The following is a 20,479-nucleotide window of genomic DNA, read 5'->3' on the forward strand; positions in this document are numbered from 1 at the left end:
GCCTCCCGGCTGCGGCCATCTGGCGGCTCTTATCGCCGGGGTTAGGTGACCGTCATGAAGACGGGCCGAACATCCACACTTCTCTACCAGGTCGACGCCGCCCAACTCAGCGACACGATCGCGCACCCACCCATCGCCCAACCACCTGCGGGCTATCGTCCCGGGCCGGCCGCTGGCCCGGCACGGAGGGCAGACATGCAGGTGACGCGGCCATGACAGAGTTCGACGATGAGATCACCGTTGTCGCGCCGGCACTGAGTTTCGAGCAGGAACGGGCCGATGACCTCGACCTGCGGGCGGGCCTGGCCGGTCTCGCCGGCCTGGTGTCCGGGTCCCTCGACCTTCAGGAACTGCTCACCCGGGTGGCGAGCTTCGCCACCCGAGCGATCCCCGGCGCCGACGGTGCCGGGGTGACGTTGCTGCGCGCCGACCGGGAAGGCACCAAAATCGAGGCACTGGCCGCGAGCGCGCCGTTCGTCCGGGACATCGACGAGATCCAATACGTCGTCCTCAACGAAGGCCCCTGCATCACCGCTACCCTCGACCGGCGCACGGTCCGCTCGGGATCCCTGGGCGGCGACCGCCAGTGGCGGCGTTTCGGCCCGCGGGTCAGCCGCCTCGGGGTGCACAGCGCCCTGTCGCTGCCGTTGCTGCTACCGGACCAGGTGGTGGGCGCGATCAACGTCTACGCCCACGGCAAGGACGTCTTCGACGACCACGCCGCCGAACTCGGGGAACTGTTCGCGGCCCCGGCCGCGGTCGCGGTCCACAACGCCCAGGTGCTGACCCAGGCTCTGAACCTCACGATCCAGCTACAGACCGCCCTGTCGAGCAGGCCCGTCATCGACCAGGCCATCGGACTGCTCCGCGGCCGTACCGGCGCGACCGCGGAGGAGGCGTTCGCGCGGCTGCGCGCGATCAGCCAGCACGAGAACGTCAAACTCGCCGTCGTCGCGCAGCGCATCGTCGATGAGGCGGTCCGTCGCGCCCGCGCCCGCAGCCACCAGACGTAACCCGACCGCCCGTCCGCCGCGGTTGGGCGGCCGGCCCAACCGAGTACCGTGAAAGACGGCACCCTTGGATGCGGGGCCCTGACTCGTGTCCGGTGCCCCACCCAGCACCGCGACCTGCGGTACTCGGCTCCGTGGCCGAAAACAGGCGTTCGGGGACGCCGTTTCGGAGAACCCCGCTGTGGACATTTCCACCGCTTGGGCCGCGGATCTCGCCGCTCTCACGGAATCACTGGACGAACCCGGCACGGATATCTCACAAACCCTGCGGCAACTCGCCGCCGACACCAAGACTGCGGTCCACTCCTATCTTGGGCTCTCGGCCATGTTCTCGGTCGGCGGACGGCGCCTGGAATTCACCGCGCTTGAGGAGGACGCCGAGCCCGAAGAAATCCGCGCCTCGCTACGGATATCACTTCCGACTAACGTCTCCGGAACCGAAGATCCCGCGGCCACCGCATCCCTGATCCTCTTCGCCGCGACGCCCGGAGCATTTCTTGACCTTGCGACCGATCTGAGCTGGCTCGCCGGGAGCCTCGACACCGCCGCCTTCGTCCTCGACGAAGACCTCACGGTGCCACCCGATCCGGACACACCCAGCGGGCTGAAAGCCCTGTCCACCGTCGACCAGGCCATCGGCGTACTGATCAGCCAAGGCAACACCCTGGAACAGGCGCATCAGCACCTCGACCTGCTAGCCGCCTACACCAGCGTCGACCGGCCCACCGCAGCAGAGACGATCCTCGCCGAACTAGACCTGCCGAGCACGACAGGCCTGCGCTCCGACGAACGGCGCCCACCGCGCGCACACGGCCCCGACCGGGGGCCGACACCCACCCAGCCGCCACGAGACCCGTAGCGCCGGATCCGTTTCGCGGCGTAAACTCAAAGTCGGGCTGACAGGTGGCGATCGCCGCTGACAGCCCCGAATTCCTGGGGCCACTGTCCCAGGAGAAGGAGCCGTCGTGGCTACCAGCACGGTCAGATACGACGCCGCCAAGAGGTCAACGCAGCACCACAGGATCTCGCTCGGTCGAGGCAAAGCGTCATGAACTTGATCCCGGTCCGGGACGAATTTCCCGAGCGGATCACAATCCTGATTCAACGCCTCCAAACCGCCTACGACGGGACGGTGCCAGGCCCCACCGTCGAGGCGGTAGTGCGCAGCTGCTACGCACCGTTGACACACGCGACGATCACGCATTACGTCCCGAACCTCGTCGAACACGCGAGCCGGGACCGGTTGCAACAGCTCATCACGTCCTAGCCGCTCAACCGGCTCACCGGCGAACCGACGCCGCCGCTACTCGGGAGGCCAGCCCCGAGGCGCAGTCGTGGATCAGTCTGATCCGATCGCCGCCATCGCGCGGGGCGGCGTACCCTCGGCGCCAGATGAATACCCACGGCCTGGCCAAATCCGAACAGGCCAGGGGTGGGACGACCTGATGACGCGGTTCGGATCATTCTGTCCACCCGGCTGCGCCGGAGCGGGTGGTGGCGCGTCCGGTGGGACGTTCTTCCCGCGGGCCAGCCCACCTGACGCCTGGGACCGGCTGGTGGGCGCCGCCCGCCGGTCAGCGATCCCCAGCCGGCCGGTCGCCGCTCGCCGAGGCCGACACAGGCGTGGAAGCCGACCTCCGAAATCCCTCTGTGATCCCAACGGTCCGCGCCGGCTGCCACGTCTGCGGACGCTCGGGCTGCCGTTCGACTCCGAGGCTGCGCGGATGGCGGTACGCTGACGTTGGTTGGGTAGCAGCCAGTCCAGGCCAGATCCCTCGCAGCCTCGCTCGGGATCTGTGAGCGTTCGCTCGCCACTGGGCAGCCTCCGCTGATCGTGATCCACGAATGGGATGACCATGCGCGCTCTCGGCCCGTCTCCTCTTGTCGCTTCTCCATCCCGGGTTCGTCCCGTGCGAGGAGCTGGCTTCAGCTTCGGCGCGGACCCGTCGCGGGGTCCTCGCCCGATCACAGGCCGAGTTCCAGCACCAACCACCGTGGGTGACGCAATGAGCCACGCCATGACCGAACCGATGACCGACGTGACAACGGACACTGCGGACGAGGTGGCTGTCACCTCGGCGCGCCGAGGTGAGCTGACGTTGCTGGACGCCTATTGGCGGGCCGCGAACTACCTGTCCGTCGGTCAGATCTACCTGATGGACAACCCGTTGCTACGGGAACCACTGCGCGCCGAGCACGTCAAGCCGCGGCTGCTCGGGCACTGGGGCACGACGCCTGGCCTGAACCTGCTGTACGCGCACCTGAACCGGGTGATCAACGAGCGGGACCTCAACGTGCTATTCGTGACCGGTCCAGGCCACGGCGGTCCGGGCCTGGTCGCGGGCGCCTATCTCGACGGCACCTACAGCGAGACCTATCCGGCGGTCAGCCGGGACGAGGACGGCCTGCGGACCCTGTTCCGGCAGTTCTCCTTCCCCGGCGGCATTCCCAGCCACGTCGCGCCGGAGACCCCGGGCTCGATCCACGAGGGCGGCGAGCTCGGCTACTCCCTCGTCCACGCCTACGGCGCCGTCTTCGACAACCCGGACCTGGTCGCCCTGTGCGTCGTCGGCGACGGCGAGGCCGAGACCGGTCCGCTCGCCGCCAGCTGGCATTCGAACAAGTTCCTGAACCCGGTGACGGACGGGGCTGTCCTGCCGGTCCTGCACCTCAACGGCTACAAGATCGCTAACCCTGCGGTGCTGGCCCGCATCGACACCGCCGAACTCGCCCAGCTGATGCGCGGCTACGGGTACGAACCGCACTTCGTCAGCGGCGACGACCCGTTCCACGTCCACGAACAGCTCGCGGCCACTCTCGACCAGGCGTTCGATGAGATCGCTTCCATCCAGGACGGCGCCCGCACCCACGGGAGCCGGGACCGGCCGCGGTGGCCGATGATCGTGCTGCGCACGCCGAAGGGCTGGACCGGACCGAAGATCGTCGACGGCCTCCCGGTCGAGGGCACCTGGCGTGCCCATCAGGTACCCCTCGCCGAGACCCGTACCAACCCCGTCCACCGCGCCCAACTCGAGGAGTGGATGCGCGGTTACCGGCCCGAGGAGCTCTTCGACGCCGCCGGCAGGCTCCTCCCTGAACTCCAGGCGCTCGCCCCACGCGGGGATCGCCGGATGAGCGCGAACCCGCACGCCAACGGCGGCCGGCTACTGCGCGACCTCGCCCTGCCCGACTTCCGGGGCTACGCCGTCCCCGTCACCCACCCGGCCACGCAGACCAGCGAGGCCACCCGGGTACTCGGCGTCTTCCTGCGCGACGTCATCGCGAACAACCCGGACCGGTTCCGCCTCGTCGGCCCGGACGAGACCGTCTCCAACCGGCTCACTGCCGTCTTCGAGACGACGGACCGGGCCTGGGACGCCGCCACGCTGCCCGGCGACGACCACCTCGCGCCGGACGGACGGGTCATGGAGATCCTCTCCGAGCACCTGTGCCAGGGCTGGCTGGAGGGCTATCTGCTCACCGGCCGCCACGGGCTGTTCAACTGCTACGAGGCGTTCATCCACATCGTCGACTCCATGGTCAACCAGCACGCCAAATGGCTCAAGACCAGCCGCCGCATCCCCTGGCGCGCCCCCATCGCGTCGCTGAACTACCTGCTGTCCTCACACGTCTGGCGCCAGGACAACAACGGCTTCTCCCACCAGGACCCCGGCTTCATCGACCACCTCATCACCAAGAAGTCGGAGATCGTCCGGGTCTACCTGCCACCGGATGCCAACACCCTGCTCTCCGTGGCCGACCACTGCCTACGCAGCCGGGACTACATCAACCTCGTCATCGCCGGCAAACAGCCCGCGCTGACCTACCTGGACATGGACGAGGCCGTCGCGCACTGCACCCGCGGCCTCGGGATCTGGCCGTGGGCCAGCACCGGTCACGACAACCCCGACGTCGTGCTCGCCTGCGCGGGCGACATCTCCACCCTCGAAACGCTCGCCGCCGCGGACCTGCTGCGCATCCACCTGCCCGCTCTGAACGTCCGGGTCGTCAACGTCGTCGACCTCATGCGCCTGGTCCCCGAGACCGAACACCCGCACGGGCTCTCCGACCGCGACTTCGACGCGCTGTTCCCCCCGGACACCCCGACCATCTTCGCCTTCCACGGCTACCCGTCGGTCATCCACCAGCTCACCTACCGCCGCAACAACCACCACGGCCTGCACGTCCGCGGCTACAAAGAAGAAGGCACCACGACCACACCGTTCGACATGGTCATGCTCAACGACCTCGACCGATACCACCTGGTCATGGACGTCATCGACCGGGTCCCCACGCTCGGCAGCCACGCCGCGACGACACGCCAGCTGATGTCCGACACCCGCATCGCGGCCCGCGCCTACACCCGCGCGCACGGCGAGGACGACCCGCTCATCTCCGCATGGACCTGGCCAGCGACAGCGACCCCGGGTACCTGAGCGAGACAGCGCATCTGATCCACGAGAAACGAAGGAATGTGAGCGCGATGGTCGACATCGCCCATCAGCACGACACCCCGGCCGAGACCATCAACCGACCCGCTGGCACGCCGACGCCTCCGCGCGTCGATGACAACGGGCGCCCAGCTCCGGCCGTCCGCTACCTGCTGGCAGGCATCCGGCTCGCCCTGGGCTGGGTGTTCCTGTGGGCATTCCTGGACAAGACATTCGGCCTGGGCCACGACACGACCTCGGCGAAGGCGTGGATCCACGGCGGTAGCCCCACCAAGGGATTCCTCGGCTCCGCCGCCAAAGGCCCACTCACCGGCTTCTACCACTCGCTGGCCGGCACGACCTTCGCCGACGTCCTGTTCATGATCGCCCTGGTCGCGATCGGCACAGCACTGATCCTCGGCATCGGCATGTGGCTGGCCGCGACCGGCGGGGCAGTCCTGACCGTCATGATGTGGAGCGCCGTCCTCCCACCGGCCAGCAACCCGTTCCTTGACGAACACCTCATCTACGCCGCGGTCCTCGTCGTCCTCGCCTTCCTCGGCGCCGGTCGCACCCTCGGACTCGGCCGCCTCTGGGCCACCACCCCCCTGGTCCGACGCCTGCCCTGGCTCGTCTAGAAAACCCGGACGATGCGCCGCGAGATCCCTGACCTCCCGACGAGCGCGATCCTGGACTCGACCGATGTCACGACCGTCCGGGTCCCTGGCGGTGAGCACTTATGACGGCTACGGCCGTGTCGACCAGGGAGCCGGGCGTGGCGCCGGATATCAGCGCTGTCGCGGGAGTGGCCGGAGCCGACCTGCTGCGCCAGCTCGGCAGCTCGGCGGGCTCGGGCCTGTCGGCGAGCGAGATCGTCCGGCGGCGCGCGCGGTGGGGGCCGAACGCGGTTTCCTCGCACCGGGCTCGGCTGCTTCCGGTGCTGTGGCATCAGCTGCGGTCACCGCTGCTGGCGCTGCTGCTGACTGCCGCGCTGGCGTCCTACTTCGTGGGTGAACGCGGCGACGCGGTCATCATCGGCGTGATCGTCGCCCTGTCGGTGACGCTGGGGTTCGTCAACGAGTTCCGGGCCGAGAAAGCCGCCGAGGCGCTCCACGATCAGATCCGCCACGAGACCGTGGTCATCCGCGACGCGACGTCGACCTCGATCGACGTCACCGACCTGGTGCCGGGCGACGTGGTGGCGCTTCGCCTAGGCGACGTCGTCCCGGCCGACATCCGCCTGCTGGAAGCCACCGGGCTGGCGTGCGACGAATCAGTGCTGACCGGCGAGGCACTGCCGGTCGACAAGGACACCGAACCGGTGCCCGCCGGCACGCCGCTGGCCGAGCTGACCGGCTGCGCGCTGATGGGCACCGTGGTCAACGCCGGAAGCGGGACCGGCGTCGTGGTCGCCACCGGGCCACGCACCGAGCTCGGCAAGATCGCCGCCGGACTGAGCACCCACCCGATGGACACCGAGTTCCAGATCGGGCTGCGCAAGTTCTCGATGCTGCTCGTCTACGTCGCCGGGGCGCTGACCACGTCGATCTTCGTGCTCAGCGTGGCGCTCCATCGGCCGATCATGGATGCGCTGCTGTTCTCGCTGGCGATCGCCGTCGGCATCACCCCCCAGCTGCTCCCGGCGGTCGTGTCCAGCAGCCTCGCCGCCGGGTCGCGACGGATGAGCGCGCGCAAGGTGCTCGTCAAACGGCTGATCTGCATCGAGGACCTGGGCAACGTCGACGTCCTGTTCACCGACAAGACCGGCACTCTGACCGCCGGACACATCGACTACATGCGCGCGGTACCCGCCACGGACACCGACGCTGAGACGGTCCTGCGGTGGGGGCTGCTCGCCACCGAGAACATGCCGGCGGCGGGGACGGACGTCGTGGGCGGAAACCCGCTCGACCAGGCGCTATGGCGGGCTCCGCCGGTTCCCGGGCAGCTGGCCGCGCTCGGCGCCTACACCCGCCTGGGCACGCTGCCCTTCGATCACGACCGGAAAATGGTCTCGGTCCTGGTCCGCGACACCGCCGACCAGATCACCCTGGTAACCAAGGGCGCCCCGGAATCCGTCCTGGACCGCTGCCTCGACGTGCCCCAGACGGCGCGGGACCAGCTGGCCGCCGAGTTCGCGGCCGGCAACCGGGTCGTCGCCGTCGCCACCCGCCCCACCACCGAGGACCGCGCACCGACGGCAGCCGACGAGCGACACCTGCGGCTGGCCGGCCTGCTGGTGTTCCTCGACCCTCCCAAGCCCGACGCCGCCGGCGCGCTCACCCGACTGGCCGGGCTGGGCATCGCGGTCAAGGTCGTGACCGGCGACAACGCGGCCGTCGCGGTCAAGGTCTGCCACGACCTCGGCCTGGACAGCGGCAACGCCATGACGGGTACCCAGCTGGACGAACTGGACGACGACGCGCTCGCCACGGCCATCGGCGCAACGACCGTCTTCGCCCGGGTAAGCCCGCAGGACAAAGCCCGGATCGTCCGCGTGCAGCGCCGCAGCGGCGGCGGAGTCGCCTTCCTCGGCGACGGCGTCAACGACGCGCTCGCCCTACACGCCGCCGACGTCGGGATCTCCGTCGACTCCGCCACCGACGTCGCCAAGGACGCCGCCGACGTGATCCTGCTGGAGAAGAACCTCGACGTGCTCGCCGACGGCGTCGCCGAAGGCAGACGAATCTTCGCAAACACCATCAAATACGTCCTGATGGGAACCTCCAGCAACTTCGGGAACATGTTCTCCGCCGCCGGCGCCTCACTGTTCCTGTCATTCCTGCCGATGCTGCCGTCCCAGATCCTGCTGAACAACCTGCTCTACGACACCAGCCAGCTCGCCATCCCCACCGACCACGTCGACGAGGCGCAGCTACGCGCACCCTCGCAATGGGACATCGGCTTCATCCGCCGATTCATGATGTTCTTCGGCCCGCTCAGCTCCGTGTTCGACTTCGTCACCTTCGGCGTCATGCTGTGGATCTTCCACGCCGGCGCCGGCGAGTTCCGTTCCGGCTGGTTCGTGGAATCCCTCGCCACCCAGACCCTCGTGATCTTCGCGGTCCGGACCCGGCACGTGCCGTTCTTCCGCAGCCGCCCGAGCCTGCCGCTGGCTCTCGCGGCCGTGACCGTCGTGATCATCGGGTCGGTGCTCCCAGCAAGCCCGCTCGCGCACCTCCTCGGTCTCAGTCCGCTGCCCCTCGCGTTCTTCGCGGCGCTGGTCGGCCTGGTCATCGGCTACCTCGCGCTGATCGAGGCCGGCAAGCGGGTCTTCTACCGCGGCGCCGGCATCACCCCACCCGCTCGCCGGCGTTCTTCCACGATGCGGGCACTACACCGCCGCGCTGGCCGCTTCAGCCTCCGCGGACACGCCGAGCACACTCCGAAGAAGGCCGGATGACCCGACCACCAGACCCGGTGGGTGAGCGGCGCCTGCCTGCCGTCGGAGCCGTATCGACGGGCCGCAAGCTGCTCTGCTCGACGACAGCGCCTCGTCGAGCAGAGCGTTGTCGGGCGAGGCTCCGCGTCGCCGGCGGAATGTCCTCGCCGGCGGACCGGGCTCGGTCCTGGCCGTGGTTTCGTGAGTAGTCGCGCCCGGCACCCTCAGGCAGTGCTCTGCTGCCGCTCCAAGGAGAACACATGAGGACCGCAACCAGCTATTGACATCGCCGTCAGGTCGATAGCGCGCGCAGCCAACGACATTTCGCGACCGGGCACTCCGTCCGGCGCCGGACAGTCGATCGGGCCCGGCGTACGATTATGCCGCTGGGAAACAGCCAGCCCGGGCCGGGGCTGCCGCGCGTCAGCGTCGCGGCCCTATGGGCTGCAGGCCTAGCCGCCGGGCGCATCGGTGATCTCTCCTGTAGAGGCACCTCATGTCCGCTCACAACGTTTCCACCTCCGCGCCGTCCACGCCTGTGGGCATGCTGCTGACCGAGCCGGCACCGTGAATTTTCATGATCGTGGCGACGCGGCGATCGCGCCTGTGGCGGTCGACCTCGTCGGATCGTGCGCGGCGCTGGGAAGTGGCGGCTCATGCGAGCGCGACCGCGCGTAGAGCCCGACGTCGACGAGCGACTCACACACCTGTTGCCATATCCGGGTCTGCTGCCCCCGCGGACGTCCGGCGTCCCGGGGATGCAGGTCGCCGCGCGCTGTCTCCCGGCGGCTGACAGCGTGGGGGCACTGGGCGACTTCTACGACATGTTCCCTGTGCGCCTGTTCGCCGGCGCGGACTCCGAGTCCTACACGCAGCGAGTACGCACGCTGCGTGAACCGATCGTGGAACGCTGGGACGCCGTGATCGGAGACGTCAGCGGCCACGGGCCGGAAGCTGCGATGCTCGCGGCGTGGGCACGCCAGACGATCCGCGCCATCGCGACGGCTGAGAAGACTCCGTCGCGGGTACTCGACCGCCTCAACACCGCGTTGCTGACCCGCGAGCCCGACGGCGAGCGTTTCCTGACCGCCACGTACGTCATGCTGTTTCCAGGGTCCGCCGGAGTCCGCGTGCTCCTCACGTCGGCGGGGCATATGCCCGTTCTGCTGCGCAACTCCGCCGGCGCGGTGCGCGCCGTCGGGCATCACGGACTGCCTCTGGGCCTGTACGCCAAAGCCGGACTGAGGAATGTACGGATGACCCTGCGAACGGGAGAGACGCTGCTTCTCTACACGGACGGCGTCACCGAAGCTCGACAGGACCGCGAACAGTACGGCGAAGAACGCCTCCGGGCTCTCCTCGCCGCGACGGGACAGTTCAGCCCGCGAAATCTCGTGGACGAAATCGAGGCGGATGTGCTCGCCTTTACGGGCGGATCCCATGCCGACGACATCGCACTCCTCGCCCTGCGCGCCACCGATCTACACCCAATACTGTGAACTCGACGAGTGACGCTACGGGTCTCGCGGCGGTTCGGTGGGTACCGCCTCACTATCAGGCCCCCGTGCGCGCGCCGGGCGCCCATCGCCGCCTCCCGGGCCTGTCGGACTCGTGGTGTCCAGCTCGGCGAGGATGGCGCCGGCCGCGGCGAGCCGGTCGGCGCGAGTGTCGGCGGCCAGCAGGTCGAGGTGCGCCGAGGCCTGCTCGGGCGTACTGCCTCGGCCGATCAGCACGCCGATGGCCTGCTCGATGATCGACAGTGCCCTCAGCCCGCTCGGTGCGGCCGGATCGTGCGGCGCTGTGAGGTCCTCGTCGAGGACGAATCCGCCGGGGCCGCGGTTGAGACCGTCGCCGGTCAGCCAGCTCAGATCGGTCGCGAGGTCAACGAAGGCTCCCGGTATCGCGGCAAAGAGGATCAGAAAGATCGTGGTCTCCGGGTCTTCGGCCGCGGAGACGCGCGGCGGCAGGGACAGCCGTAGAGAGGCACGGATGTCTTCGGGTTCGGCGCCCTCTTCGAACGCGGTGAAAGTGAGCACGCGCCCACCGGCGAAAAGTACGGCCGATAGTCCGATATAGGAGCCAACGGCAATCTTGGCGTCGACAGAGAGTTGCCGCAGAGTTTGCGAGACATCCACGCCGGGCTCGTCCAACGATTCGGTGAGAGCCGCGAGGTCCGCGGCCAAGGCTGTGGAAATATCCACGGCGGGGTTTCTCCGAAACGGCGTCCCCGAACGCCCATTTTCGGCCACAAAGCCGAGTACCGCAGGCCGCGGTGCTTGGTGGGGCACCGGACACGAGTCGGGGCCCCGAATCCAAGGGTGCCATATCTCAGGCTACTCGGTCGAACCCGCCGCGTGATCACAGAGGATCGACAGTCGAGCTACATGTCGCGGTTGCGGGCGCGGGCACGACGGACCGCCTCATCGACCATGCGCTCGGCGACGGCGGCGAGTTTGACGTTCTCGCGCTGGCTCATCGCGCGCAGCCGCGCGAACGCCTCCTCCGCGGTCCCACCGTTGCGCCCACGCAACAGTCCGATGGCCTGATCGATGACCGGCCTGCTCGACAGAGCGGCCTGCAGCTGGATCGTGAGGTTCAGAGCCTGGGCCAGCACCTGGGCGTTGTGCACCGCGACAGCCGCCGGGGCCGCGAACAGCTCGCCGAGCTCGGCGGCGTGCGCGTCGAAGACGTCCTTGCCGTGGGCGTAGACGTTGATCGCTCCCACTACCTGGTCCGGTAGCAGCAACGGCAGCGACAACACACTGTGCACGCCGAGGCGGCCAACCCGCGGGCCGAAGCGCGGCCACTGCCGTTCGCCGCCGAGCGATCCCGAACGGACCGTACGCCGATCGAGAGTGGCGGTGATACAGGGACCTTCGTTGAGGACCACGTACTGGATCTCGTCGATATCCCGGACAAACGGCGCGCTCGCCGCCAGCGCCTTGACCCGGTCGTCATCCCGGTCGGGGCGCAGCAACGTCACCCCGGCGCCGTCAGCGCCGGGGATCGCCTGGGCCGCGAAACTCGCCACCCTGGTCAGCAGCCCCTGCAGGTCCAGGGAACCGGACACCAGACCAGCGAGGCCGGCCAGGCCAGCACGCAAGTCGAGGTCATCGGCCCACGCCTGCGCCGAACTCAGCTCCGGCGTCAGCATGACAAGGTCATCATCAAACTCGGTCATGGTCGCCAAACCAGGCATCCCCCGCCGTCAACGGACCGACTGCCGTGGGCCGGGGCCAGCCGCGGCTGTGCCCCACCGCCGGTGGTCGCCTCGGGCCGGGAGACCCTCAGGGAAATCTGGAGCTCGACGGGTTCGCCGCCACCGTCGTCGCGGAAAGCGAAGCCAACCTGACCGAGAGGTACAGCAATGTGGCCCGCCATCATGACGGTCGCCTCAGTCCGGCGATAAGGGCCGCCGGATGGCCTCGGCCGGCACTGAGACCGGCCTGGCATCGAGATCTGGAAGATTCCGGATTCATAGGATTCCGGTCGGCCTTCACTTTATCATGGTGCGCCCGTGCTCGGATGTCGGCCCGCTCCCTGCCTGCGACAGGGTGGGCCGCGCGGGAGCCAGGACGTGAGGCTCCGGCTCCTGACTACAGTCGCCGTGGACCCGCACGACACGAAAAAGGGGACGCCCGGACGCGACCCCCGTTCCGATCAGATATCTACGCTGGCGAGATGGTCGGCGCTGCCTCCGCACCACTCGACTAGGAAAAGTGTCGCATCGTCGGTCGTGACCCCGCGCCGTTCCCGCATCAACGCATGAGACAGACTCCGCACCATCTCCCGCGCGCTGTTACCCCGGGCACTCTCAACGAAATTGATCAGACGTTCTTCGCCGAACTGCTCGCCGCCCTTCTCATGCTCCTCGATGAGACCGTCGGTGAAGAACAGCACCCGGTCACCACGCCACAGCGTCTGTTCATTGACCTGCGGTATATCGCCACCGAAGCCGACCGGAAGAGTACCCGGACCCTCCAGAGCCTGGATAACCTTACGATCGCGGATCAGCAGCGCCGGCGGGTGACCCGCATTGACCCATTGCAGACGACCTGTTCCAATATCCAGACGCATCATCTGTGCCGTGACGAAGTGATCGGGCCCGAACTGCCTATGGATGGCCGCGTCCATGAACATGTACAGCTCAGCCAGCCCGATGTCGGCGCGTCTGGCGTGCCGGTAGGCGCCAATAGCGACCGTTGCCAGCACCGCGGCGTCCAGGCTATGGCCCATGGCGTCGATGACGGCCGCATGGAGGATGTCTTCGTTGAGGGCGTAGTCGAAACTGTCGCCCGCGATGTTGTAGGCGGGTTCGAGGATGCCGGCCACTGTGACCTGCGGGGTAATCATGGTCAGCGGCGGCAGCAGCGACCACTGGATTTCCGCGGCCACACTCATGGGTTCGCGGCGCCGAGCCCGAAAGAACTGGTCGGTATAATTACTTTTGGTGACAATCATGTCGGCGACAAGGCCGGCGAGCCGCCTCAGCAAGCGCCGGTCATCATCATCGACCCGGTCGAGAGTGAAGGCCATCACCCCTACCTGGTCGCTACCGTCCAGCAGCGGCAGGAACATCCGTATTCCATCACCTTGCTGCTGCTCGACGGGCATCGCGCGAAGGAAGGCCATGCCGGCAGGAGAGTCATCGATCGACTCGGGCTCCCCGACCGAGAGGCCCCTGCCAGGCAGCGGCGTCAGCATCAACTGCTCATAGTCCTGCAGAAGGATCGAGACATCCCGGCCACCAATCCTTCCGATCTCCTCCGCCACCAGAGGGGCGATCAGCTGCGGCGGCATCTCGTGAGCACGGTCCAGCAGCACACCCAGCAGTCGCTCACCGAACCCCTCCGACCGATCCACCATGACCTTGCTGGACTGTCGTTCACCTTCTACCACAAAAACCTCTTCTCCCCGGCGACCAACCCTGGCCCGTGCGAGCGTCCCTAGATGACGTCGGCCGGTCACGTCGACACCCCGATTCACTCCCGATCGGCGGAGCGGAGGACTGTCAAGTCCCGGTGGAGTCGGGGCGAGCCGTACCCTTTGACCTTCATCTTTCCGACGTTCGTTCCGTTCCCAGTCGGCACCGGCCGCCGAGCTCAAGGCACGGCGGTCGTCCTGCGCGCTCGGCTTCCTCATTTCCGATTGGGTCCGCAATCGGGTCGATGAATGAACGACGGAGCCAATCGAGACGGAACCGGCCCAGAGCTCTACGGCGCCGCCGGGCCGGCCTGACTGTCGAGTGCGCTGTGGGTATCGGTGCGCAGCCGGGTCACCAGACCGCGGGCGGTGCCGGTGCCAACGGCTAGCCGCTTGCGCAGCGTTTCCGCGGAGATCGGGCGTTGGTGCTGCTGCCAATGCAACACATCCTCGGCCCGGGCCCGGTAGCAGGTCCTGCCTGTGTGCCTCGCGCGCGGGCTCGCGCGACAGCGGGACCGCGACAGCAGTCCCATCCCCGACCGGCTCGACAGCAGGCGCAGCGTGGCGATCCTTGACCCCTGTCGGGGACGGGTTGTCGGCAGCCGGCGTCTCGGCCAGATGCCGGCGGTCGGCCGCTGTGATTTGCATGGCGTACAGGAGACCCGGGGCGACCTCGGCCCAACCGATCAGGAGCACCGGTCCGACGGCGTCGAATGCTGCCTTGCCGTACCGGCCGGCAATCAAGGGTTCCGCGATGTTCAACGCCAGCGTTACCATGCTCGCGAAGATGAGAAGCCTCCGTGCCGAGCGCAGCACTTCTACTGGCCCGCCGTTCACAGCGAGTTGCCGGCTGCCGAGCAGCAGGCCGACGACCGACAGATCAACGGCGGGCGCGACGAGCGGCGCTACCCATATCGGAACGCCGAGACGTAGCCCGAGCGCGAGCACGTTCCCGAAGCCGAAGAGGAACGTTAGCGCAACGACCACGCCGACGATCACGGTCACGAGACGGATCGAAGAGTCCGGAACCGCCAGGTCTACGGAACGCCTGTTCGATTCGGTAGATGATGTAGAGGTCCGCGCGGTCACTGGACATCGACCCTGGCCAGGGCCCGCGTAGCGACCGGACGGACAGTAATTTCAGGGCCAGCAACCAAGATCAAACGGTTCGGATGCTGGTACACATGGTCCACCCTCGCCCAGCCCGTTGATGCGATGAAGGAGCGGGGCCTCCGCTCCTCGTGACACTCCCAGCTGGGTAGTTCCTGGGGGTTGCTCACGTCATCGACGAAGGAGGCCCCTGTGAAGACATCGTATGACGGCCGTCAGATCGACGGCGCACGCTGATCAGACCTGCAACAACACCGGCGCGATCAAAGGACCTGACTAGTTACCCAGGCGAGGCGTGACACACCCAGACCGAGGTCATTCGCTGATCACTGGTTGGCGCTCTACGTGAATCCGCGCCAGCTCAGCGCGAAATCGTGCCGAATCAACGGGGTCTGTCGCCGCCGCCTCGACCAACGACTGGCAGGTTGCCGACGCCAGTTCGGCTGGCAGCGTCTCAAAGATCGCATCAGCCTCCTCCTGGAAACACTCCAGCCGTTCCTGGGCAGTGAACAGCCTCCAGGCCTCTCGGTACGGGCGAAGCAGTGTGATGACGGCCAGGTCGCGGCGTCGACGCTCGCTCGCGGTCGGCTCACGCCCGGCGAAGCTGTTCTGGCCGTGGATCCGGTAGCAGACCGCGGCCTCAGGTGCCGAACGCCACCTTCGGACAAGCCGCCGAGCCGCGCCACCGAACATCAGAACGTCATCTGCTCTGATACGCCAGTCCGAACCGTCGGCAATGTGCACGAGCTCGGCGAACAGCTGCGACCGCACCGCGATCGCCGAGGTTGGCGCGCCGAACCACTGGCCGAGGAACACCGTTCGCAGCCAGTCGGCCGGCTGGTCGCCGTAGCCCACGTCAAAAGTGAACGGGACGACGTCCGTCGGCACTATCGAGCCCGCCGACGCGGTCGCCGCTACGAACCGCAGGCCCGAGAACACCATCTCCGGCCGAGCATAGGAGTGGAACTCCTCCTCGACTCCTTTGAGATAGCCCTCGGACCAGAAGTCATCCGCGTCCAGGAGGCAGACAACGTCGGACTCGTCGGCGAGCTTCACCGCCGCCCGCTGGAAGGCGCAGAGCTGACCCCGATTCCGGTCCTCGGCGTAGAGGACACACGGGATGTCGGCGGTACATTCCTTCGGGATCTTGAGTGAATCGTCAGTGGATCCGTCGTCGACCACCACGACGATTTCCGGCCTCCGGTTCTGCGCCTGAACCGAACCCAGAGCGTCGGGCAGATATCGGCCGTAGTTGTAGTTGGTAACAAGTACACCGATCCGCATCTTCTGATCAGTTCCCATCCCGACGACGCACCGAATCCACATTGATGAACTCGTGAAACTCGTAACCACAGCCGGCCCGGCCCGCCGAGCGCGAGAGCGCTAGCGCCAGGGGCGCGATCCGGGCCTTCTCGACCTCGAAGACCTCGTCCTCGAAGTCAGTCTGGCGCCGGACATAACACCACGCACAGTGGCGCAGCAGGCCCTCAGTACCCGAGACGCGGACCGCTGCGTGCCTGCGTCGTAGCGCCTGGAAACCGGGCCCGTTCCAGATGTCGAGCACGCCAATATCTGGCGAGAGCTCCGCAAAGATCTGGCTGTCATGCCCAATGAGGTGGTCGCAGTAGCCGACTCCACCCCGATAGTCGATGTAGACGACCGACCAGGGGTGTGTGCAGCGCGTCATGCCCGGAACATCCGGCGCAAGATCCTCGGTCAGGGAAGCCCCGAGGCGCAGCTCAAGGCCTGCCTGTCGCGCGCGCTCCGCCGCCTCAATGAGGGACCGAACAAGTAGGTCCGGCGGGACCTGAGAAAGATGAAGTGGATTGTCCCGGTCGGCCACGACCGGAAAGAGAGGGCGGGGTCAAACGGTCGTAGCGACAGCGCGTTCGTGACCAGTCGGAGCCGCGTCCCGTAGGAGAGCGCCTTCTCGACATTCCAGCCGAAATCACGCAGCAAGGTACTCTCGCCCCAGCCTCTGAGATCAACCAGGGCGGCGCTCGGAAACAGCTCCTCAGCGATCTCCAGAAGAATGTCTCTCGGCATGTTCATGCCACGGAAGCTATCGGACGAAGATCGGCACATCGCGCAGTGGAGATTGCAGTCACGGGTGAGTTCCAGGAATACCACCAACGGCCTACATGTGAGCACTTCGGCGCCGGACTCGTACTCGGCCACACAGCGGCTCACGTTTTCTTCTCGTGACAGCTGGAGCGAAGAATGGTCGCCGTTCAATGACATCTACCTCCCACGGCGGTGACGCCCGACGAACTCGGGCGCTGAGCCTGACCTCACGTCCAGCCTGGGCAGACACCCCGCAACATGTTTCGCGGGATGTGTAACCAGTATCCGGCTCCAACGCGACGGTGTCGACCAGTTCGAGGTGAGTCCGTCAGCGCTCGCCTCAAACTCGCCGCGTCGCCGCGTCGCCGCGTCACGGCCAACGTCGACCGGACCGGCGAACCGACCGACCGGCCGCCGTCTGTCAAGGGCCATTGAGAACGGCCCCGTGGTAGCCACCAGATCTGCCCACTGGCGGCCAGTGGAACAGCCCGGCTCGGTCCAGGTCAAGGATTTCACCCCTTGCCGGACAGGGCCTGGGCGAGGCGGACGCTGTCGCCGCTGGTCTGGCAGAGGTGGGCGTGGTGCAGCAGCCGGTCGACGGTCGCGGCGAGGGTCTTGGGCATGATCTCGTCGAAGCCGGCCGGGTGCAGGTTCGAGCTGACGGCGACCGAGCGTTTCTCGGAGGCGGCGCCGACGAGCCGGTAGAGCCCTTCGGCGGCGTCAGGTCCGACGGGCAGCAGCCCGATGTCATCGACCTATGCGGCCTGCCGCGCCTCCGAGGGCTCGTTCTTCATCGACTTTCGATTCGTTCGAATTCTGGGTATGCTGGTGCAGGAGGTGGAAGACCATGGCCACTGGGGTGTCCGAGCGCACCGTCCTTCCCCCGGACGAGTCCCTCGACGACCTTGTCGCGTTCGTCGGGCGGATCAGCCGTACGGACAACCACGCCGAACTGGTCGGACCCGACGGATCGCGCACCCTGCTTCCCCCAGCCGTCTATGAAGTACTCCAGCATGTCGTGCTCGCGATGGCCCGCGGCCAAGCCGTCACCATCGCCCCGCACCACCAGCAGCTGACCACCCAGGAGGCGGCCGACATCCTCGGCGTCTCGCGCCCGACCCTGGTCAGGATGCTCGACGAGGGGCGAATTCCCTACACCCAGCCCGGTCGGCACCGCCGGGTCCTGTTGCCCGACGTGCTGACCTACCAGGAACTACGCCGAGCCGCACGCGAAGCCGCCATGGACGAACTAGTCACCCTTTCGGAGGAGTTCGACGGCTACCGCGCGACTGACAAGCCATACCACCGAACAGAAACGCCGTGACCTTCGCCGCACTGCTCGACACGTGCGTCCTGTTCCCCATGCACCTGCGCGACAGCCTGCTCCGCCTCGCGATCGCCGATCTCTACCGCCCCCTGTGGTCACGGCACATACTGCGGGAACTTCAGAGCGCGCTCGTCCGCGAAGGCTCGGCGTCACCTGACCAAGCCGGTCGGACAATCGGGCTCATGCGCGAGCACTTCCCCGAGGCAGAGGTACTCGGCTACGAGCTGCTGATCCCGGCGATGGCCTGCCACCAGAAGGATCGCCACGTCCTCGCGGCTGCGGTCAAGGCCGGCGCGGGCCTGCTGGTCACCGACAACATCTCCGACTTCCCGGCCACGTCGGCCCTACCCCACGGGATCGAGGTACTGACGGCAGACCAATTCCTCCTCGAACTCCTCGACGCCTCACCAGTCACAGTGATCACCACGCTGCGCCGGCAGGCCGACGGGTACAAGCGCGAACCCAAGACCCTCGACGGCCTCCTCGCCACCCTGAGCAGGTCCGGCCTGCGGGGCTTCGCCAGCGAGGCCCGCCGACTGACGTCCTGAGACGACCGTCGGCCAAGCCGTGCGGCCTGCCCCGATCACAGTCGCCGGACGGGCCGAAGTATCCGGAACCGCCAGGTGTGCGGAACACTCGTTCGATCCGGTGGACGATGTTCCGAGCGGCGTGGTCACCGAGCATCATCCCTGGCCAGGGCCCGGATGCCGACCGGGCGGACCCTGATTTCAGGGCCATAAATCAAGATCAGTCGGTTCGGATGCTGGTACGGATGGTCCACCAGGATCGCCTGTGGCACAGGCACTTCTCGTCAAACAGTCGGGCATCAGAGGCACTGAACCCCACGTTTACCCCACTGTTTCAATGCTTGTCATCATCCGTTGATGTTCCTCGATGGCGCGCGTCAGCGGACCCGGGCGGAGTCACCGGCACCTGTTATGCGCTCTCCGTCGCTCCGTTGGAGACCGGGGTTCCACCTCCCGGCACGGGCTGAGGCGCGGACAGCGGGTGGCGCTCTGCCTGCGCCCGGATTGTCCCGTCCCGGATGCGTGTGAGGGCTTGCGGGCCTAGGGTGGTGGTGACGGAGAGCCTCAACTCTGGACGGGACCGTGAGTCTGATCGCGTTGGTGCGCCCGGTCGCCTGTTCGCGCTCCCTGGCCCGGGACTGGCCCGGCGTGGTCCTCCCGGTCGTCGCCTGCTGGCCCTCCTGCGCGTGTCTTGGCCGGTAGGAGGTCGTGGCGTGGAAGGAGTCCGACGCCCGCATGGCGGCGTTCGACGCGTTCGCGCGGCTCGGGGTCGGGACTCCACCGGAGCTGGACCTTCTCCGGTTCGGGGAGAACGCGCTCTACGCCTACCGGGACCGGGGTCTCGTGCTGCGGGTGGCACGCCCGGAGAGCCGGGTCGAGCAGGTCGCGCGGACGGTGGAGTTCGTGGTGCGTCTCGCGGCCCGCGGGATGGAGGTAGCCGAGCCTGCCGCCGTCTCGGGTGTCGGTCAGCCGGTTGTCACGTCGACGGATGTCGTGATCTTGTGGGTGTATTACGAGATCGACGCAGGCTGCCGGGTGACACCGCGGGAACTGGGCGGGCTGCTCCGCCACTTTCACGATTGTGCCGCACCGGATGGGGATCGTGTCGGGCCGTGGGAGCCCTTCGCGCTGCTTCGCCCTCGATTGGACGGCGCGCGCCGGGACGGTATCGAACAGAGCCTGATCGACCCCCTTGAGGCGCTTCTCGCGTCGCTGGAATCGCATGTTCCTGACGTGGTGTCCACGCTGGGAACCGGCGTCATCCACGGTGACATGCACTACGGAAATGTCATGTGCCTTCCCGGCCGCAGGCTGCTCCTCATAGATTTCGATCAGATATCTGCCGGTCCGCTTGAGTGGGATCTCGTGCCGAACCTGGTGACCTATCGGCGTTTCGGGATGTCGGACGAGGACTACGCAAGCTTCTCCGCCGCATATGGGTATGATCTCCGCGCGTCGCCGCATGCCGGGACTTTTATCGCGCTGCGGGAGTTGGGAATGATGACGTGGCTGCTCCAGCAGTACGGGACGAGCGCGAGCCTCGATGCGGAGATTCACCGTCGGATCGATTCCATCAATGATCCTGGCTCGCGTGCGACCGCTTGGCGAGCGTATTGACCTGGCCGGTTCCGCCGTTCGATCCTACGGTGGCACGGTCCGTGCACCGGCTTTCGACTGTCATTGCCACGACCGCTGAGACCGTCGAC

Annotated in this window: 16 protein-coding genes and 2 pseudogenes; 10 read left to right on the plus strand and 8 right to left on the minus strand. The window is 67.4% G+C overall.

The features are described from left to right. The first annotated feature begins 212 nt into the window (after positions 1 to 212). The 7 genes from MJ777_RS06990 to MJ777_RS07020 all read left to right on the plus strand — a co-directional run bounded on the left by MJ777_RS06990 (position 213) and on the right by MJ777_RS07020 (position 10,321). Positions 213 to 1,013 carry a GAF and ANTAR domain-containing protein gene (locus MJ777_RS06990; RefSeq protein ID WP_239309731.1) on the plus strand — a complete coding sequence of 267 codons (801 nt, stop codon included), beginning with the start codon at positions 213 to 215 and terminating at the stop codon, positions 1,011 to 1,013. A 178-nt stretch (positions 1,014 to 1,191) separates the two neighbouring features. Then, entirely contained in the window at positions 1,192 to 1,869 is a 678-nt protein-coding gene (locus MJ777_RS06995; protein WP_239309732.1) for a hypothetical protein, read from the plus strand. Between the two features lie 189 nt (positions 1,870 to 2,058). Continuing rightward, on the plus strand, positions 2,059 to 2,277 hold the full coding sequence (locus tag MJ777_RS07000) for a three-helix bundle dimerization domain-containing protein (RefSeq protein ID WP_239309733.1): 219 nt from the start codon (positions 2,059 to 2,061) through the stop codon (positions 2,275 to 2,277). A 763-nt stretch (positions 2,278 to 3,040) separates the two neighbouring features. After that, positions 3,041 to 5,446 carry a phosphoketolase gene (locus tag MJ777_RS07005; protein ID WP_239309744.1) on the plus strand — a complete coding sequence of 802 codons (2,406 nt, stop codon included), beginning with the start codon at positions 3,041 to 3,043 and terminating at the stop codon, positions 5,444 to 5,446. Between the two features lie 47 nt (positions 5,447 to 5,493). Further along, entirely contained in the window at positions 5,494 to 6,078 is a 585-nt protein-coding gene (locus tag MJ777_RS07010) for a DoxX family membrane protein (protein ID WP_239374341.1), read from the plus strand. Between the two features lie 101 nt (positions 6,079 to 6,179). Continuing rightward, positions 6,180 to 8,843, plus strand: a complete 2,664-nt coding sequence (mgtA, locus tag MJ777_RS07015) for a magnesium-translocating P-type ATPase (protein ID WP_239309734.1) — start codon at positions 6,180 to 6,182, stop codon at positions 8,841 to 8,843. Between the two features lie 635 nt (positions 8,844 to 9,478). Beyond that, positions 9,479 to 10,321 (plus strand): PP2C family protein-serine/threonine phosphatase, encoded by an 843-nt coding sequence (locus MJ777_RS07020; protein WP_239347624.1) that lies wholly within the window; start codon positions 9,479 to 9,481, stop codon positions 10,319 to 10,321. Positions 10,322 to 10,336: 15 nt separating this feature from the next. Here the strand turns inward: MJ777_RS07020 and MJ777_RS07025 are convergent, their stop codons facing one another. The 8 genes and pseudogenes from MJ777_RS07025 to MJ777_RS07060 all read right to left on the minus strand — a co-directional run. Further along, the gene (locus MJ777_RS07025) at positions 10,337 to 11,023 is read right to left on the minus strand and encodes a hypothetical protein (RefSeq protein ID WP_239309736.1); all 687 of its coding nucleotides are present in this window, start codon (positions 11,021 to 11,023) and stop codon (positions 10,337 to 10,339) included. Between the two features lie 179 nt (positions 11,024 to 11,202). Continuing rightward, positions 11,203 to 12,003, minus strand: a complete 801-nt coding sequence (locus MJ777_RS07030) for a GAF and ANTAR domain-containing protein (RefSeq protein ID WP_239374311.1) — start codon at positions 12,001 to 12,003, stop codon at positions 11,203 to 11,205. A 479-nt stretch (positions 12,004 to 12,482) separates the two neighbouring features. Then, a complete protein-coding gene (locus MJ777_RS23030) occupies positions 12,483 to 13,721 on the minus strand; it encodes a PP2C family protein-serine/threonine phosphatase (protein WP_239309738.1) in 1,239 nt (412 codons plus the stop codon). 314 nt (positions 13,722 to 14,035) lie between these two features. After that, positions 14,036 to 14,834 (minus strand): annotated as a pseudogene (locus tag MJ777_RS07040) (hypothetical protein). A gap of 336 nt (positions 14,835 to 15,170) precedes the next feature. Then, positions 15,171 to 16,157 (minus strand): glycosyltransferase family A protein, encoded by a 987-nt coding sequence (locus MJ777_RS07045; RefSeq protein WP_239374314.1) that lies wholly within the window; start codon positions 16,155 to 16,157, stop codon positions 15,171 to 15,173. Continuing rightward, positions 16,147 to 16,542 (minus strand): SPASM domain-containing protein, encoded by a 396-nt coding sequence (locus MJ777_RS07050; protein WP_239374317.1) that lies wholly within the window; start codon positions 16,540 to 16,542, stop codon positions 16,147 to 16,149. The genes MJ777_RS07045 and MJ777_RS07050 overlap by 11 nt, the downstream gene beginning before the upstream one ends. A gap of 29 nt (positions 16,543 to 16,571) precedes the next feature. Then, the gene (locus MJ777_RS07055; protein ID WP_239374320.1) at positions 16,572 to 17,033 is read right to left on the minus strand and encodes a hypothetical protein; all 462 of its coding nucleotides are present in this window, start codon (positions 17,031 to 17,033) and stop codon (positions 16,572 to 16,574) included. A gap of 398 nt (positions 17,034 to 17,431) precedes the next feature. Continuing rightward, positions 17,432 to 17,674 (minus strand): annotated as a pseudogene (locus tag MJ777_RS07060) (ATP-binding protein); the annotation flags it as partial. A 92-nt stretch (positions 17,675 to 17,766) separates the two neighbouring features. Between MJ777_RS07060 and MJ777_RS07065 the strand changes: the two are divergent. The 3 genes from MJ777_RS07065 (at position 17,767) to MJ777_RS07075 (ending at position 20,390) form a co-directional block, all read left to right on the plus strand. Beyond that, complete coding sequence (locus MJ777_RS07065; protein WP_239309742.1) at positions 17,767 to 18,243, plus strand: excisionase family DNA-binding protein; 477 nt, start codon at positions 17,767 to 17,769, stop codon at positions 18,241 to 18,243. Continuing rightward, the gene (locus MJ777_RS07070) at positions 18,240 to 18,794 is read left to right on the plus strand and encodes a PIN domain-containing protein (protein ID WP_239374323.1); all 555 of its coding nucleotides are present in this window, start codon (positions 18,240 to 18,242) and stop codon (positions 18,792 to 18,794) included. Before MJ777_RS07065 ends, MJ777_RS07070 begins: the two co-directional genes overlap by 4 nt. Positions 18,795 to 19,481: 687 nt before the next feature. Further along, positions 19,482 to 20,390, plus strand: a complete 909-nt coding sequence (locus MJ777_RS07075) for a phosphotransferase enzyme family protein (RefSeq protein ID WP_239374326.1) — start codon at positions 19,482 to 19,484, stop codon at positions 20,388 to 20,390. The last annotated feature ends 89 nt before the right edge of the window (positions 20,391 to 20,479 follow it).

This window comes from Protofrankia sp. Cj5 (genome assembly GCF_917627405.1).
Taxonomy (GTDB): domain Bacteria; phylum Actinomycetota; class Actinomycetes; order Frankiales; family Frankiaceae; genus Protofrankia.